We start from the raw sequence: 14,614 nt of genomic DNA on the forward strand, positions 1-14,614 counted from the left end.
TTCGGTTCGGATCCGGCTTCGCAGAGAGGGGCGGGTGCTTCGGCACTCGCCCCTCTCGCGTGTCAGGGGGCTTCGTCTCGCTGCGCTCGCCCCAGGCGCCCGCGGGTGGGCGGGGCCGGGCCGTGCTCGCTCCCGGCGGGGCCGGTGAGAGGGAAAACGTCGCTCGCGGCGTCCTCGGGGCGACGTCATTCATCCCGCGAGGCCTAGGAGTGGATCCCGAAGATGGAAAACGTCGCTCGCGCGAGCGCCGGAGCGACGAAATCCATCTTTCGGACGCAGCGGGCCCAACGACTCAGGGACCGGCGGACGCCGGTCGCGCTCAGGGGCCGAGGGGCGCTGCGCTCGCTCAGAGTCCGGGGCTCAGCGGCTCCGCGAGGCGGACGCCGGTCGCGCTCAGGGACCGAGGGACGCTGCGCTCGCTCAGGGACCGAGGGGCGCTGCGCTCGCTCAGGAACGGTATCGGCCTCAGCGGCTCCGCGAGGCGGACGGGCGGCGCCGGTCGCGGGCGGAACGGCGCGGGCGACGTGCCGTCGCCCCGGATCCGGCAGACGTGCCGAAAGGCTCCAACGCGCCGCGGGACGCGCCGAGGGACTCCAGCGCGCTACGCGCGGCGGAGAGGGACGGATAGCTGCCGAGGCGGCGGCTGTGCCGATCGTGCAGGACGTGGCCGGTGCCGTCGACGGCCACGAAGCCGGCGTACTCGCCGTCGGTGGTCGCGACGTACACGTCGTGATCGGCCTGTTTCCAGGTGATGTTCATGGTGATGCTTCTTCAGGTGCTCCGGCCGCAGGGCAGCCGGGAAAACGGGTTCCGGCCCGGACGCGCGACCACGCATCGGTGCGGATCGCGGATGTCACTCCGGGGCGGGCGGTCCTCGAGATCTTCAGGGACCGGGGTGGCGCGGCGCCGAAGAGACGTCGGCGGGCCAGGCGCGCAACCCCTCACGATAGCAGAACCCCGGCCGTGCCGCGAACCGCGAGCAGTCGACGACGCGGCCCGCCACCACTCCGGAACGGCCGCACGCCGTAGGCTGGGGGGATGAGCGACTACCTCGTCCGGCCCGCGAGGGCCGGTGACGTCCAGGGCATCTACACGCTGCTGGAGCCGCTCGTGGAGCGACGGATCCTGCTCGGTAAGGACATCGCCGTGCTCTACGGCGCCGTGCAGGAGTTCGTGGTCGCCGAGGCCGACGGCGAGCTCATCGGCTGCGGCGCCCTGCACGTGATGTGGGAGGACCTCGGAGAGGTGCGCACCCTGCTCGTGAAGGACGAGTGGAAGCATCACGGCGTCGGCCGGGCGATCGTGGATCAGCTCGAGGCGCACGCCAAGATCCTCGGCCTCAGCCGGCTGTTCTGCCTGACGTTCGAGGTCGCCTTCTTCGAGCGCCGCGGCTTCGCGCCGATCGGCGAGCAGGTCGTGGATCCGGACGTGTACACCCAGCTGCTGCGCAGCGGCGACGAGGGCGTCGCGGAGTTCCTCGACCTCGCGCACGTGAAGCCGAACACGCTGGGCAACACCCGGATGCTCAAGCACCTGTGACCCTGCCGTCGCGCGGGGTGCCGTCCAGGATCCGGCAGGGCGCGCCGCATAACCTGGAAGCATGACCCCTCGCCAGTCCGCCGCCGTCTATCGTCGACGCCGGATCGTGGCGCTCGGGATCGTCATCGTCGTGCTGGCGCTGCTGAGCGCGCTCGTGTGGGCGCTGGTGGCCCGCGGCGGATCCGGACCGGCGCCGACGCCGAGCCCGTCGACCTCCGCGCCGAAGGCCGGCACGCCGCCCGCCACCCCGGATCCGACCGCCGACGCGAGCGCGGATCCCAGCGCGACACCCACGCCCACGAGCACGCCCGACGCAGGCCCCGTGCCGTGCACCGCGGGCCAGGTGCAGGTGACGGCGGTCACCGACCACGACACCTACTCGGCCGACGAGAACCCGCAGCTGTCCATCTCACTGACCAACAGCAGCGCCAAGGACTGCACGATGAACGTCGGCACGTCCACGCAGGTGTTCACGATCACCAGCGGCAGCGACACCTGGTGGCGCTCCACCGACTGTCAGCAGACCCCGAGCGACGCGATCCAGACCATCAAGGCGGGCGCGACGATCACCAGCTCGACGCCGGTGGTGTGGGACCGGACGCGATCCAGCGTCGACACCTGCGAGGCGACGGACCGGCAGCGAGCACCGGGTGGTGGCGCGGCCTACCGGCTGACCGTGGAGATCGGCGGGTTCACGAGCACCAACCCGCAGCAGTTCCTGCTCAACTGACTCTCCCGGTGCCGGCGACGCGCGCGGGGCGCGGGAAACCTGCAGAACTGATGAGAAACGGTCGATCCTGACGGCCGTCTGGGATACCATAGAGGAAGTCTTCGACATCGTGACGGGTCGCCATCCCCAGTGGCTCGACATCTCAGCGTCCCCAGCGCATCGTCGTCCGTCCTCGAAGACGCGAGGACCTCTTCGTCATCTGTCCCCAAGCGATGGACGAAGGGGTCCTCCTCTCGTTTCCGGGCGCAGCACTCCCGGTCGGCGCGGTCGCGGCCGTCTCGTAAGCTGGAACGATGGCCGCGAAGAAGTCGAAGAAGAAGGCTCCTGCCGCCTCGGACTTCCGTTCCGAGGCCCTCGCTCAGGCGCTCGAGAAGCAGGACATGGCCGCCGTCGCCCTCGCTCTGCGCAACGGCAACACGGTCGTGCCGCTCATCCGCCCTGGCGCCCGGGACAATCCGCTCGACGGCGGCGAGGTGTGGACCTACCGGGATCCGGCCACGGGTGACGTCGCGCTGCTGCTGTTCAGCGATGCGAAGAACAAGCCCGCCAACCTTCCTCCCGGCGTCGGCATCTACTCGCCCGCGTGGCTGCGCTCGTTCCTCACCGCGCACCGCGAGGTGATCACGACGGTCTTCCTGGACATCGCGGGCCCGCATCCGATGCAGGCCCCGCCGGCCGAGCTGCTGCGCGCCCTGGAAGCGTGACCTTCCGCGACTCCACTTCTCGGCCGAGGCTCCCGCGCAAGGCGTGAGTCGCAGGCGGAACGCGGAGTCTCACGTACGCGGCGGGGCCGGGCGTGCCAGGAGTCGCGGCCCGGCGCGTGCGGTGCCGGACCAGGCGAGAGCGTGGCCGGGCTCGGACGGGGATCCGAGTCAGAACGCGGGAACGTCGTCGAGGCGGTCGACGGGGAACGGGCGTGGAGGAGCGAGGAAGAGCTTGCGCACCTTGTGGAGCGCGTCCTCGAGCTTCGGTGAGCCGTCATCGATCACATGCCGGTAGCCCAGGCGCGCGGCTTCGGCCCGGCGCTGAGCCGCCTGGGACACCGGGCGCACCTCGCCGGCGAGGCTCAGTTCGCCGATCGCCGCGAGCGTGCGCGGGATCGCGCGGTTCAGCACGACTCCGGCCACCGCGAGGGCGATCGCCAGGTCGGCCGCCGGCTCGGTGAACCGCACCCCGCCGACGGTCGACACGTACACGTCCTTGTCGCTGGTCTTGATGTTCAGTCGCCGCTCCAGCACCGCCAGCACCATCGCCACCCGCGAGGAATCGACGCCGTTCACGATGCGACGCGGGTTCGGCGCCTGCGTCGCGATCGTGAGCGCCTGCACCTCCACCGGCATCGCCCGGCGGCCCTCGAGGGCGATCGCCACGCAGGTGCCAGGATCCGGCGCGCCGCGGGAGAGGAACAGTCCCGACGGATCCGGCACCTCCGCGATCCCGGATCCGGTCATCTCGAAGCAGCCCACCTCGTCGGTCGGCCCGAACCGGTTCTTCAGCGCCCGGATGAAACGCAGCGACGTCTGCCGATCGCCCTCGAAGTGGCAGACGACGTCGACGAGGTGCTCCAGGATCCGGGGTCCGGCGACCTGGCCGTCCTTGGTGACGTGGCCGACGATGACGATCGGCAGATCGCGCTCCTTCGCCACCCGGATGAGAGCCGCGGCGACCTCGCGCACCTGCGCGGGCTGCCCGGCGGCTCCGTCGGACAGCGCGGACGCGACCGTCTGCACCGAGTCGACGATCACGAGCTCGGGGGAGACCTCGTCGATGTGGCCGAGGATGGTGCCGAGATCCGTCTCGGCGGCCAGGTACAGCTCGTCGTGCAGCGCGCCGGTGCGCTCGGCGCGCAGCCGCACCTGCGCGGTGGACTCCTCGCCGCTCGCGTACAGCACCCGCCGTCCGGCGCGGGCGGCGGCCGCGGCCACTTCGAGCAGCAGCGTCGACTTGCCCACGCCCGGCTCGCCGCTGAGCAGGATCGCCGCGCCCGGCACGATGCCGCCGCCCAGCACGCGGTCGAACTCGCCCACACCGCTGGAACGCCGCGGCGACTCCTTGGACGTGAGCGCCGTGATCGGGCGCGCCTGCCGCCCCGCCGCGGGAGCCGTCGCCTCGACCCGACGCACGATGCCGGTCTGCGCCGCCTGCTCTACGACCGTGCCCCACTGCTGGCACTCACCGCACCGCCCCACCCACTTCGCCGTCGTCCAGCCGCACTCGGTGCACACGTACGCAGGGGCGGAGGGTTTCCGGGAGGCCATGGAGCAAGGCTAGCCGGGGCCGCGGACAGCGGCGGCGGCGACCGTCCTCGTTGCGTCGCCGCGCCGGCCGGTAGCCTCGGAAGCACAGACGAGGGAGCGCGCATGGGGCACGGCAGCACGTACCGCACGGTCGAGGAGCAGCAGGAGCGGGTGCTCGCCGCAGTGCGTCAGCGCGCCGCGGAGACGGTGCCGGTCGCCGAGGCGGGCGGGCGGGTGCTCGCCGAGGACGCGCGCGCCTCGAACCCCGTGCCGGCGTTCGACAACTCCGCCATGGACGGCTTCGCGGTGCGGTTCGCGGACGTCGCCGATGCGACCGAGGACGCCCCGGTCACCCTGCGCGTCACCGCGGATCTTCCTGCGGGCAGCCCCGACGACCCGGCTGTCGTACCGGGCTGCGCCGTGCGCATCATGACGGGCGCCGCGCTGCCGACCGAGGCGGACACCGTGGTGCCCTTCGAGGACACGGCCGGCGGGCTGGCCGACTCCCTGCAGACCGCTGTGGTGCGGCGCGCTCCGCAGGCCGAGGGCGTGCACGTGCGGCGAGCCGGCGGGGACGCGGCCGCGGGCGCGGTGGTGCTCCCGGCGGGCACGCTGCTCGGCCCGCGGCAGTTGTCTGCGCTCGCGTCGGTCGGCGTCGCCGAGGTGCCGGTCGCGCCCCGCCCGCGCGTGGTGGTCGTCTCGACCGGATCCGAGCTGGTGCCGCCGGGCACGACGCTGGAGCGCGGTCAGATCCCGGAGTCGAACTCGCTGCTGCTGTCGGGGCTCGCCGCCGAGGCCGGTGCGGAGGTCGTGCTGCGCACCGTCGTGCGGGACGAGGGCGACGGTCCCGCGGAGGTCGTCGCGCGGGCCGCGCGGCTCGGCGCCGACGTCGTGATCTTCTCGGGCGGGGTGAGCGCGGGCGCCTACGAGCCGGTGCGGCAGAGCCTCGCCGGCACGATGGAGTTCGGGCCCGTGGCGATGCAGCCGGGCAAGCCTCAGGGCTTCGGGGTGACGCCGGAGGGCGTGCTGCTGTTCGGCCTCCCCGGAAACCCGGTCAGTGCCGCCGTCTCGTTCGAGGTCTTCGTGCGCCCGGCACTGCTGCGGCTGCAGGGGCGCACCGAGGTGTTCCGGCCGCTGCGGCGCGTGCCGGCCGGCGCCGCCTGGCGCACGCCCCCGGGGCGGCGCCAGTACCTGCCCGCCGCGATCGTGGACGGCGCGGTCGTGCCGGCGACGCGCGGCGGATCCGGTTCGCACCTGAGCGTGGGGCTCGGCGCGGCGACGGCGTTCGCCGTGGTGCTGGCCGAGGTCGACGAGGTGCGGGTGGGCGACCTCGTCGACGTGATGGAGCTGGACTGAGCGTCATGGCCGGATCCGGATCCGTGGGTCTCCCGGGACCTGAGTCCTCGGGCATGGCGTCCGCACCCGCGCGCGAGCCTGCACCCGGATCCGCGGGCTCGCCGGCACCCGCGTCCGTGGCCGCGGTCGTGCTCGTAGGCGGCCGCGCCCGCCGGATGGGCGGCGCGGCGAAGCACCTGCTCGCGCTCGGCGGCTCCACGCCGTGGGACCGCACGCGGGCCGCACTCGCCGAGCGGGGGATCACGCCGGTCGTCGCGGTGGGGGACGCCCCGGAGCGCGGGGCGTCCGACGCCGGGCCTGAGGGGGAGGTGCTGTCGTGGGTGCGCGAGGAGCCGCCGTTCGGCGGACCGGTCGCGGCGCTCGCGGCGGCCCTGGCACGCCCCGAGCTCGCCGGCGTGGCGGAGTTCCTGCTCCTCGCCGGGGACCTCGCCCGCCCGGAGGCCGTGATCGCACGCCTCGCGGAAGCGGATCTCACCGCGGATCCCGTCGACGCCGTCGCGTTCCGCGCCGACGGGCAGCCGCAATGGCTCGCCGGGCGTTACCGGGCCGCCGCCGTGCGGGACGCCCTCGCCGCGCTCGACCGTGTCGACGGCGCCTCGTGCCGGGCGCTGCTCGGCGGGCTTCCGATCCGCTGGGTCCCGGACGAGGATGGGACCACGGCCGACATCGACACCCCCGACGACCTGGAACGCGCCCGCGCCGAGGTCGCCGGATCCGCCCCACGATCAGAGGAGTCCTCATGACCGAGAACGATCGCACCCTGCCCCCGGAGGCTCTCGACGGCTGGGCGGCCGAACTGCGCGAACGATTCGGCCTGGCCGAGGAGGACCTGCCGATCGCCCTGATCCTCGACCTCGCCCGCGATGTCGCGAACGGCGTCGCCCGCCCCGCCGCGCCGTTCAGCGCGTTCGTGGCCGGGCTCGTCGCCGGCCGTGCGGGCGGCAGCCCCGGCGATGTGCGCGCCGTCGTGTCGGTGATCTCCGAGCTCGCGCAGGCCCACCGGGCCGACTAGACGACGTCGCGGGACGAGGATCCGCGATCCGCATGGTCGCGATCCGAAGCTCCTATCACGACGGGCATTATTCACGGCCCTGCGACGCATCGGCGTGCACCGCCGATGCCAGTATGGAGCCATGGCCAGCGCCGGGCCCGTCTGCGGGCCGATCTCCAGCTTCTCGCGAGTGCGGATCCTGCATCTCGTGCAGTCGAGGTCCCAGCGCACGATCGGCGAGCTGTGCGAGGCCACCGGGCTGCACCCGAACACCGTACGCGAGCACCTGCAGCGCCTGATCGAGGGCGGTTACGTCGTCCAGGCCACCGAACACCGCACGACCCGGGGGCGGCCCCGCGTGCTGTACAGCGCGGCCACGGGCGCGCCCGGGGCGACCAGCCCCGTCGCGAAGCAGAAGGCGGGCGACGCCGCACGGCGCGGCGACCTGCTGCGCCGTATGCTGCGCACCGACCCGTCCGTACTCGGGCAGAGCGCCACATACCAGCTCGACGCCCTCGTCGAGCATCTCGAGGAGAGCGGCTTCGAGCCGGTGATCGACGAGGAGCGCCTCACGGTCGAGCTGACCCCGTGCCCGCACGCGGCCGCCCGCCCCGAGCACCGGCCGGTGCTGTGCCAGGTGCACCTCGGCCTCATGCAGGGTGTGCTGGCGCAGGCTGGCGGCCCGCTCGCTGCGGGCTGCGTGCGCACGACCGAGCGGCCGGAGGAGTGCACCGTCGAGCTTCTCCGCGTCGGATCGGGCACGGCAGGATCGAGCACGGCCGGATCGAGCACGGCTGGATCCGGCACGGCTGGATCCGACCTGACGGCTGGATCCGGCACGGCTGGATCCACGGCAGGATCTGACACGAACGCAGGATCCGACATGAACGCAGGAGGCGTCGCGCATGGACTGGCTTGATCCCCTCGTCCTCTCCCGATGGCAGTTCGGGCTGACGACCGTCTACCACTACCTCTTCGTGCCGCTCACGATCGGCATGGCGACGGTGACCGCGATCTTCCAGACGGCGTGGGTGCGCACCGGGAAGATCGAGTACCTGCACCTCACCCGGTTCTTCGCGAAGATCTTCCTCATCAACTTCGCCATGGGCGTGGTCACCGGCATCGTGCAGGAGTTCCAGTTCGGCATGAACTGGTCGGACTACTCGCGCTTCGTCGGCGACGTGTTCGGCGCCCCGCTCGCGTTCGAGGGTCTGCTCGCGTTCTTCCTCGAGGCGACCTTCATCGGGCTGTGGATCTTCGGCTGGGACAAGCTCCCCAAGAAGGTACACCTGGCCACGATCTGGGGCACCGCGATCGGGACGATCCTGTCGGCGTACTGCATCATCGCCGCGAACGCCTTCATGCAGAACCCGGTCGGTTACACCTACAACGCCGCGACGAACCGCGCAGAGCTCACCGACTTCTGGGCGCTGCTGACCAACAAGGTCGCGCTCGCCGCGTTCCCGCACACGATCTTCGGCGCGCTCATGTTCGCCACCGGTGTCGTGATCTCGGTCTCGGCCTGGCACATCTCCCGCGGGCAGCACGTCGACACGCTGCGGCCGGCGCTGAAGTTCGGCCTGTGGGGCATGCTCGTCGCGACGGCCGGCGTCGTCCTCTCCGGCGACCAGCTGGGGCTCGCGATGGTGAGCACCCAGCCGATGAAGATGGCCGCCGCCGAGGCGATGTTCAACTCCAGCTGCGGGGCGGACGCCTCGTTCTCCCTGTTCTCCATCGGCACGCCCGACGGCACCGGGGAGATCTGGTCGCTGCGCGTGCCGTATCTGCTCGCGTTCCTGTCGACGCACGAGCTGAACGGCTGCGTCGAGGGCATCAACGACCTCAACGCGCAGTACGCGCAGCAGTTCGCCTCGACGGGGCTCACCGAGTTCACCCCTGTGCTGTGGATCACGTACTGGGCGTTCCGCTGGATGATCGGCCTCGGCCTGCTGCACGCCTTCATCGCCCTCGTCGGCCTGTGGATCACGCGCAAGAGCGCCAAGAAGCCGCCGGCGCCGTGGATGTGGAAGATCGCGATCTGGTCGTTCCCGCTCGCGCTCGGCGCCAACATCGTCGGCTGGGTGTTCACGGAGATGGGCCGGCAGCCCTGGATCGTGTTCAGTCTCATGACGACCAAGAACGGCGTCTCGCCGGGGGTGAGCGGTGTCGAGGTGCTCATCTCGCTCATCGCCTTCACGCTCATCTACGCCTCTCTCGCGGTCGTCGAGGTCGGGCTCATCGTCCGGGCCGCCCAGAAGGGGCCCGACACCACCGAGAAGCATGACGAGGACGCACCGGTCCCGTCGGTCGTGTACTGAGGAAGGAGACGGACATGGATCTCGCCACGCTCTGGTTCTGGATCGTCGCCCTGTTCTTCGTGGGCTACTTCGTCCTCGACGGCTTCGACTTCGGCGTAGGCATGTCGCTGCCGTTCCTCGGCAAGGACGACGTGTCCCGCCGCCAGGTGATCAACACCATCGGCCCCGTCTGGGACCTCAACGAGACCTGGGTGATCGTGGCGGGCGCCTGCCTGTTCGCGTCGTTCCCGGAGTGGTACGCATCCCTGTTCAGCGGCTTCTACCTGCCGCTGCTGCTGATCCTGCTCGCCCTCATCCTGCGCGGCGTCTCGTTCGAGTACCGCCACCAGAAGGACGACCCGCGCTGGCGCCGTCGCTTCGACACGATGATCGTGATCGGATCCGCCGTGCCCGCGCTGCTGTGGGGTGTCGCCTTCGGCAACATCGTGCAGGGCGTGGCGCTCGACGAGCGGCACATCTTCCGGGGGACGGTGTTCGACCTGCTGAACCCGTACGGGCTGCTGGTCGGCGTCACCACGCTGCTGCTGTTCTTCCTGCACGGGCTGTACTTCGTCGCGCTGAAGACCGACGGCGTGGTGCACGAGCGCGCCCGGCGCGTGGCCCGCACGGCGGCCCTTCCGACGGTGCTCGCCGCGGCGGGAACCGTGGTGTGGACGATCGTGATCGCCGCGGGACGGCCCTCGCTGCTGGGCGCGGTGATCGTCCTCGGCGCCGTGGCGGCGGTGTTCCTCATCGCGTCGATCATCCTGTCGCTGCGGAGTCGGGACGGCTGGGCGTTCGCCGCCGGGGTGGTGACGATCCTCACGGCCGTGCTCATGCTGTTCTCGGCGCTGTTCCCGAACGTGCTGCCGTCGACCATGGACCCGGCGAACTCGCTGACCATCCAGAACGCGTCGAGCACGCCGCTCACGCTGCAGATCATGAGCTGGACCGCGCTGATCGCGATGCCGATCGTGCTCGCCTACCAGGCGTGGACGTACTGGGTGTTCCGCAAGCGCGTGCGCCGGTCGACGATCGAGGCCGCGCCCGCGCACGCATGACGCTCCGCCGTTCGTCTCGCCTTCGGCTCGCTCAGGGACCGGTTCGCCGCCGGTCCTTGAGTTCGTCGCGTTGTCGGTCCCTGAGCCTGTCGAAGGGACGTGGCCTTGCTCGGTCCCTGAGCCCGTCGGGTTGTCGGTGCCTGAGCCTGTCGAAGGGACGTGGCCCGGCTCGGTCCCTGAGCCCGACGGTTTCTCGGTCTCTGAGCCTGTCGAAGGGACGTGGCCTTGCTCGGTCCCTGAGCGAGCGCAGCGAGACGAAGGGCGCGGTGCTCCCTTCACGGTCCACGATGTGCGCGGTGATCCGATGAAGCCGATCGATCCGCGGCTGCTGCGCTGGGCGCCCGCCGCCCGTGCGTACCTCGCGGTGTCCGCCGGCATCGCCCTCGTCCAGACCGCGGTCACCCTCGCGTTCGCCGGGCTGCTCGCGGCGGGGATCACCGCGGTCGCCGATGGGCGCTCCCCGCTCCCGCAGCTGCCGTGGCTCGCGCTCGTGGTGCTCGTGCGTGCCGTGCTGCTGTGGGTCTCCGAGGCGTGGGGCGCCCGGGCTGCCGCACAGACGGGGCGCGAGCTCCGGGCCGCGCTGATCGACGCGATCGCCCGTCGCGGCCCTGGCTGGCTGGGCAGCCGCAACCGCGCCGCGCTCGCCGTGACCGCGGGGCACGGGCTGGATGCGCTGGATCCGTACTTCGCCCGCTACATCCCGCAGCTCGTGCTCACCGCGATCGCGACGCCGGTGCTCGTGGCCGTGATGTGGTGGCAGGACTGGCCGAGCGGCCTCGCGGCGACCGTCACCCTGCCGCTGATCCCGCTGTTCCTCGTGCTCATCGGGCTCGCGACCCGCGGCGTGCAGCGCCGGCAGCTCGCCGTGCTGCAGACGCTGGCGGCGCGGTTCGCCGACACCGTGCAGGGGCTGGCGACCCTGCGCTTGTTCGGGCGGGAGCGCCGCGCCGCCGCCCGCATGCGGGAGACCGCGGAGCAGTACCGCCGCGAGACCATGCGCGTGCTGCGGTACTCGTTCCTGTCCGGCTTCGCCCTGGAGCTGCTGTCGTCGCTGGCCGTCGCGATCATCGCAGTGTCGGTCGGTCTGCGGCTGCTGAACGGCGAGCTGGGCCTCGGCGTCGGGCTGTTCGTGCTCCTCCTCGCGCCCGAGGCGTTCCTGCCGTTGCGCCAGGTGGGCGTGCAGTTCCACGCCGCGGCGGAGGGCGTGGCCGCGACCGAGGACGTCTTCGAGATCCTCGACGCGGATCCGGCGGCTCCTTCCCCCGTTCGAAGCGCGCAAATGGCTGCAACTTCGCCCGAGATGCAGCCATTTGCGCGCTTCGAAACAGGATGGATCCGGCTGGCCGTCGACGAGGTCTCGGTGCGGCACGGGGAGAGGGCGCTGCCGCCGGTTTCGTTCACCGCCGAGCCGGGGACCGTCACGCTGATCGAAGGGCGCAGCGGATCCGGCAAGTCCAGTCTGCTCGCCGCGCTGCGGGGCGCCGCGGGCTACGACGGGGCGATCCGCGTCGACCGGGCAGGCGACGGCGTCCGGGAGGCAGGCGACGGGGTCGAGGGGACGGGCGACGGCCTCCGGGGGGCGGGCGGCGCGGATCCGGATCCGGCGTCGTGGCTCGCCTGGGCCGGCCAGCGCCCCGGGCTGATCCGCGGGACGGTCGCCGCGAACGTCGCCCTCGGCGACCCCGCGCCCGACGTCGCCGGCGTGCGCGCCGCCCTCGCCGATGCTGCGGCGGCGGATCTTGACCCGGAGCAGGAGCTCGGCGTGCAGGGCGCGGGGTTGTCCGGTGGGCAGGCGCAGCGCGTCGCGGTGGCCCGCGCGCTGTACCGGCTCGGATCCGGGGCACGTGTGCTCGCGCTCGACGAGCCGTCCAGCGCCCTCGATGCGGCCACCGAGGAGCGCCTCTGGCGGACGATCCGCCGCGTCGCCGACGACGGAGCGACGGTGCTGCTGGTGTCGCACCGGCCTACCGCCCGTGCGATCGCGGACCAGGTGGTGCGGATCGGCGATCCGGGCCCGGTGCTCCCGGCCGCCGCCGTTGGGGCGCCCGCGGCCCATGAAACCGGATCCACCCCCGTTCAGGTCGCACTTTCTGCTCTTCCCGCACGTCCGGAAGAGCAGAAAGTGCGACCTGAACGAGGGGATGACCCGATTCCCGACCTTCCCTCCTCGGCTAGGGGGATCCTGCGGATGGCGATGCCGCGGGCGCGCCGGTTCGCCCCGGCCGTGCTGGCGGGCATCGCGTCGGCCGCGGCGGCCGTGGGCCTGCTGCTCGTGAGCGGCTGGCTCATCGTCACCGCGTCGCTCGTGGACAACCTGGTGCCCCTGTCGGTCGCCATCGTCGGGGTGCGGTTCTTCGCGGTGACCCGTGCGGTCACCCGGTACCTCGAGCGTCTCGCCGGACACGACGCCGCGCTCGGGCGTCTCGCCGACCTGCGTGCCGCCGTGGTCCGCCGGCTCACGCCGCTCGCTCCGGCGGGGCTCGGATCCACCGACCGCGGCGCCGTGCTCGCCGCCCTCGTCGACGACGTGGAGAACCTGCAGAACCTGCCCCTGCGCGTGGTGCAGCCGCTGCTCACCGGCGGCGTGGTCGCGGTCGTGTCGATCGGCGTGCTGGCGCTCATCGCCCCGACGGCCGCCCTCGCCCTCGCCGTCTGCCTCGTGATCGCCGTCGTCGGCGCCGTGGTGCTGGGCGGCGTCGTCGGCGCCCGCGCGGAGGGCACGCTGAGCCGCGACCGGGCGGACCTCGCCGGCGCCCTCGTCGACGAGTTCACCGCCCTCGACGTGCTGCAGGCCTACGGCGCCGAACCTGCGGCGCGCCAGCGGATCCGTGCCGCCGACGACGCCCTCCGGCGCACCGTCACGCGCGCCGCTGCCGCGCAGGCCCTGTCGTCCGCCGTGGTCTCGCTGGCCGCGGGTGCGGCGTCGATCGCGGCCCTCGCCCTCGCGGTCCCGGGGCAGCCCGGCGGCGCCGTGGACGCGCCGTGGTTCGCCGTCGCCGTGCTGCTGCCGATGGCCGTGTTCGACGTGTTCTCCGCGGTGCCGCAGGCGGCCTCGGCCTGGCGCGGGGTGCGCGCGAGCGCCGAGCGGATCCACGCGGTGCTGCCCGCCGCGGTGCCGCCCGAGGTGCGCGACGATGACGGCGAGGGACGGATCCACGACGGAGCTGTGCGGTTGCGTGGCGTGACGGCGACGTGGCCGGGGGCGTCGGGGCCCGCGCTGCAGGGCCTCGACCTCGACGTCGCGCCGGGGGAGCGGATCCTCGTCACCGGATCCAGCGGTGCGGGGAAGTCGACGCTCGCGGCGGTACTCGTCGGCTTCCTGCGCAGCGAGGGCTCCTACCGGATCGGCGAGCAGGACGCGGCGCGCATCGCCGGACCCGAGCTGCGCCGCCACGTGGGGCTGTGCGAGCAGGATCCGATGCTCTTCGACGAGGACATCCGCCAGAACCTGCTCTTCGCGCGCGAGACCGCGACCGATGCGGAGCTGCTCGCGGTGCTCGACCGCGTCGGGCTCGGCGCGTGGGTGCGCGAGCGGGGCGGGCTGGACGCCCGGGTGGGCGAGCGGGGTGCCCTCGTGTCGGGCGGCCAGGCGCAGCGCATCGCACTCGCCCGGGCGGTGCTGCGCGGCTTCCCCGTGCTCGTGCTCGACGAGCCGACCGCAGGGGTGGATCCCGACGCCTCCGACGCGCTGCTGCGCGACCTCCTCGGCGCCACCGAAGGACAGACGGTGATCCTGGTCTCGCACGTGGCGCCGCCCTCCGGCACGGTTGATCGCACGGTGCGGCTCGACGCGGGTCGGATCCTGCCCGTCGCGGGCTAGAGCCGCCTCGCCCGACGCGCGGGTGCGCGTCCCGGGGAGGGCCCGCGCGCCGGGGGAGCCCGGGGCGCTGGAGGGCCTGTGCGCCGGGGAGCCCGGTGCGCCGGGGAGGCCGTGCGCCGGGGGAGGGCGGCACACCGGCGGAGGGACCCGGCGCGGGGAGCGAACCCGCGGGCCGGATCCCGGGCGTCAGGCCGCGATGCCGGGCACCTCGTCGAGGCGCCGGTAGACGGGGATGCCGCGGCCCTCGGCGATCGCGACGTCCTGGTCCGCCCCGCGGGATTCGCCGGGCAGGCGCAGCACGGCGTCGCAGTGCTGCAGCAGTCGTTCTGCGGTCGGGTACATCACGTCGGCGGCGAGCGGATCGCCGGGACCCGTCGCGCCCGCGCTCGACAGCACGGGCAGAGCGACCCACTCGCCGATCATCGGGATGTGGCCGGCGCGGAAGATGGGCCACGCGGCTTCTTCGAGCCGGGCGAGGTTCTTCGCCATGAGTCCGGGGTCGCCTCCGGTGCCCGAAGCGTAGGGGCCGGCGATGAGGATCATCAGTGGTTTCGTCATATCGGGTACAATACAGCAGAAACGT

13 protein-coding genes and 1 pseudogene are annotated in these 14,614 nt (G+C 72.7%); 11 read left to right on the top strand and 3 right to left on the bottom strand.

The annotated features are described in order from the left end of the window. Positions 1–465: 465 nt before the first annotated feature. On the bottom strand, positions 466–759 hold the full coding sequence (locus AERO9AM_RS02635) for a hypothetical protein (RefSeq protein WP_159574766.1): 294 nt from the start codon (positions 757–759) through the stop codon (positions 466–468). A gap of 279 nt (positions 760–1,038) precedes the next feature. Between AERO9AM_RS02635 and AERO9AM_RS02640 the strand changes: the two genes are divergently transcribed. The 3 genes from AERO9AM_RS02640 to AERO9AM_RS02650 all read left to right on the top strand — a co-directional run bounded on the left by AERO9AM_RS02640 (position 1,039) and on the right by AERO9AM_RS02650 (position 2,973). Next, positions 1,039–1,539 (top strand): amino-acid N-acetyltransferase, encoded by a 501-nt coding sequence (locus AERO9AM_RS02640; RefSeq protein WP_159574767.1) that lies wholly within the window; start codon positions 1,039–1,041, stop codon positions 1,537–1,539. Positions 1,540–1,600: 61 nt separating this feature from the next. Next, positions 1,601–2,269, top strand: coding sequence for a hypothetical protein (locus tag AERO9AM_RS02645; protein ID WP_159574768.1), 669 nt, complete (start codon positions 1,601–1,603; stop codon positions 2,267–2,269). Between the two features lie 293 nt (positions 2,270–2,562). Further along, positions 2,563–2,973, top strand: coding sequence for a dehydrogenase (locus tag AERO9AM_RS02650; protein ID WP_159574769.1), 411 nt, complete (start codon positions 2,563–2,565; stop codon positions 2,971–2,973). 168 nt (positions 2,974–3,141) lie between these two features. On the opposite strand, the gene radA is transcribed toward AERO9AM_RS02650, so the two are convergent. Further along, complete coding sequence (gene radA, locus AERO9AM_RS02655) at positions 3,142–4,527, bottom strand: DNA repair protein RadA (protein ID WP_159574770.1); 1,386 nt, start codon at positions 4,525–4,527, stop codon at positions 3,142–3,144. A 102-nt stretch (positions 4,528–4,629) separates the two neighbouring features. Between radA and AERO9AM_RS02660 the strand changes: the two genes are divergently transcribed. From AERO9AM_RS02660 to cydC, 8 genes and pseudogenes are all read left to right on the top strand, one after another. After that, positions 4,630–5,862, top strand: a complete 1,233-nt coding sequence (locus tag AERO9AM_RS02660; protein WP_159574771.1) for a molybdopterin molybdotransferase MoeA — start codon at positions 4,630–4,632, stop codon at positions 5,860–5,862. A gap of 53 nt (positions 5,863–5,915) precedes the next feature. Further along, positions 5,916–6,605 carry a molybdenum cofactor guanylyltransferase gene (gene mobA, locus AERO9AM_RS02665; protein WP_159574772.1) on the top strand — a complete coding sequence of 230 codons (690 nt, stop codon included), beginning with the start codon at positions 5,916–5,918 and terminating at the stop codon, positions 6,603–6,605. After that, positions 6,602–6,874: a DUF6457 domain-containing protein gene (locus AERO9AM_RS02670; RefSeq protein WP_159574773.1), complete on the top strand. Its 273-nt coding sequence runs from the start codon at positions 6,602–6,604 to the stop codon at positions 6,872–6,874. The genes mobA and AERO9AM_RS02670 overlap by 4 nt, the downstream gene beginning before the upstream one ends. A 121-nt stretch (positions 6,875–6,995) precedes the next feature. Next, the gene (locus tag AERO9AM_RS02675) at positions 6,996–7,772 is read left to right on the top strand and encodes a helix-turn-helix transcriptional regulator (protein ID WP_159574774.1); all 777 of its coding nucleotides are present in this window, start codon (positions 6,996–6,998) and stop codon (positions 7,770–7,772) included. Continuing rightward, positions 7,759–9,171: a cytochrome ubiquinol oxidase subunit I gene (locus AERO9AM_RS02680; RefSeq protein WP_159574775.1), complete on the top strand. Its 1,413-nt coding sequence runs from the start codon at positions 7,759–7,761 to the stop codon at positions 9,169–9,171. Before AERO9AM_RS02675 ends, AERO9AM_RS02680 begins: the two co-directional genes overlap by 14 nt. 14 nt (positions 9,172–9,185) lie before the next feature. After that, entirely contained in the window at positions 9,186–10,211 is a 1,026-nt protein-coding gene (gene cydB, locus AERO9AM_RS02685) for a cytochrome d ubiquinol oxidase subunit II (protein ID WP_159574776.1), read from the top strand. Between the two features lie 304 nt (positions 10,212–10,515). After that, a pseudogene (cydD, locus tag AERO9AM_RS17665) lies at positions 10,516–12,198 on the top strand (thiol reductant ABC exporter subunit CydD); the annotation flags it as partial. A 201-nt stretch (positions 12,199–12,399) separates the two neighbouring features. Beyond that, positions 12,400–14,031 (top strand): thiol reductant ABC exporter subunit CydC, encoded by a 1,632-nt coding sequence (gene cydC / locus AERO9AM_RS17670; RefSeq protein ID WP_201298684.1) that lies wholly within the window; start codon positions 12,400–12,402, stop codon positions 14,029–14,031. Between the two features lie 186 nt (positions 14,032–14,217). On the opposite strand, the gene AERO9AM_RS02700 is transcribed toward cydC, so the two are convergent. Then, on the bottom strand, positions 14,218–14,589 hold the full coding sequence (locus tag AERO9AM_RS02700) for a DUF4406 domain-containing protein (protein ID WP_201298565.1): 372 nt from the start codon (positions 14,587–14,589) through the stop codon (positions 14,218–14,220). Positions 14,590–14,614: the final 25 nt, after the last annotated feature.

This window comes from Microbacterium sp. 8M (genome assembly GCF_902506375.1).
Classification (GTDB): domain Bacteria; phylum Actinomycetota; class Actinomycetes; order Actinomycetales; family Microbacteriaceae; genus Microbacterium.

What these genes read in the sequence shown, in the direction of transcription:
- AERO9AM_RS02670 (WP_159574773.1), top strand. Translation starts at nt 6,602, where the DNA reads ATGACCGAGAACGATCGCACCCTGCCCCCGGAGGCTCTCGACGGCTGG.
- AERO9AM_RS02675 (WP_159574774.1), top strand. Translation starts at nt 6,996, where the DNA reads ATGGCCAGCGCCGGGCCCGTCTGCGGGCCGATCTCCAGCTTCTCGCGA.
- AERO9AM_RS02645 (WP_159574768.1), top strand. Translation starts at nt 1,601, where the DNA reads ATGACCCCTCGCCAGTCCGCCGCCGTCTATCGTCGACGCCGGATCGTG.
- mobA (WP_159574772.1), top strand. Translation starts at nt 5,916, where the DNA reads ATGGCGTCCGCACCCGCGCGCGAGCCTGCACCCGGATCCGCGGGCTCG.
- radA (WP_159574770.1), bottom strand. Translation starts at nt 4,527, where the DNA reads ATGGCCTCCCGGAAACCCTCCGCCCCTGCGTACGTGTGCACCGAGTGC.
- AERO9AM_RS02660 (WP_159574771.1), top strand. Translation starts at nt 4,630, where the DNA reads ATGGGGCACGGCAGCACGTACCGCACGGTCGAGGAGCAGCAGGAGCGG.
- AERO9AM_RS02700 (WP_201298565.1), bottom strand. Translation starts at nt 14,589, where the DNA reads ATGACGAAACCACTGATGATCCTCATCGCCGGCCCCTACGCTTCGGGC.
- AERO9AM_RS02640 (WP_159574767.1), top strand. Translation starts at nt 1,039, where the DNA reads ATGAGCGACTACCTCGTCCGGCCCGCGAGGGCCGGTGACGTCCAGGGC.
- cydB (WP_159574776.1), top strand. Translation starts at nt 9,186, where the DNA reads ATGGATCTCGCCACGCTCTGGTTCTGGATCGTCGCCCTGTTCTTCGTG.
- AERO9AM_RS02635 (WP_159574766.1), bottom strand. Translation starts at nt 759, where the DNA reads ATGAACATCACCTGGAAACAGGCCGATCACGACGTGTACGTCGCGACC.
- cydC (WP_201298684.1), top strand. Translation starts at nt 12,400, where the DNA reads ATGGCGATGCCGCGGGCGCGCCGGTTCGCCCCGGCCGTGCTGGCGGGC.
- AERO9AM_RS02650 (WP_159574769.1), top strand. Translation starts at nt 2,563, where the DNA reads ATGGCCGCGAAGAAGTCGAAGAAGAAGGCTCCTGCCGCCTCGGACTTC.
- AERO9AM_RS02680 (WP_159574775.1), top strand. Translation starts at nt 7,759, where the DNA reads ATGGACTGGCTTGATCCCCTCGTCCTCTCCCGATGGCAGTTCGGGCTG.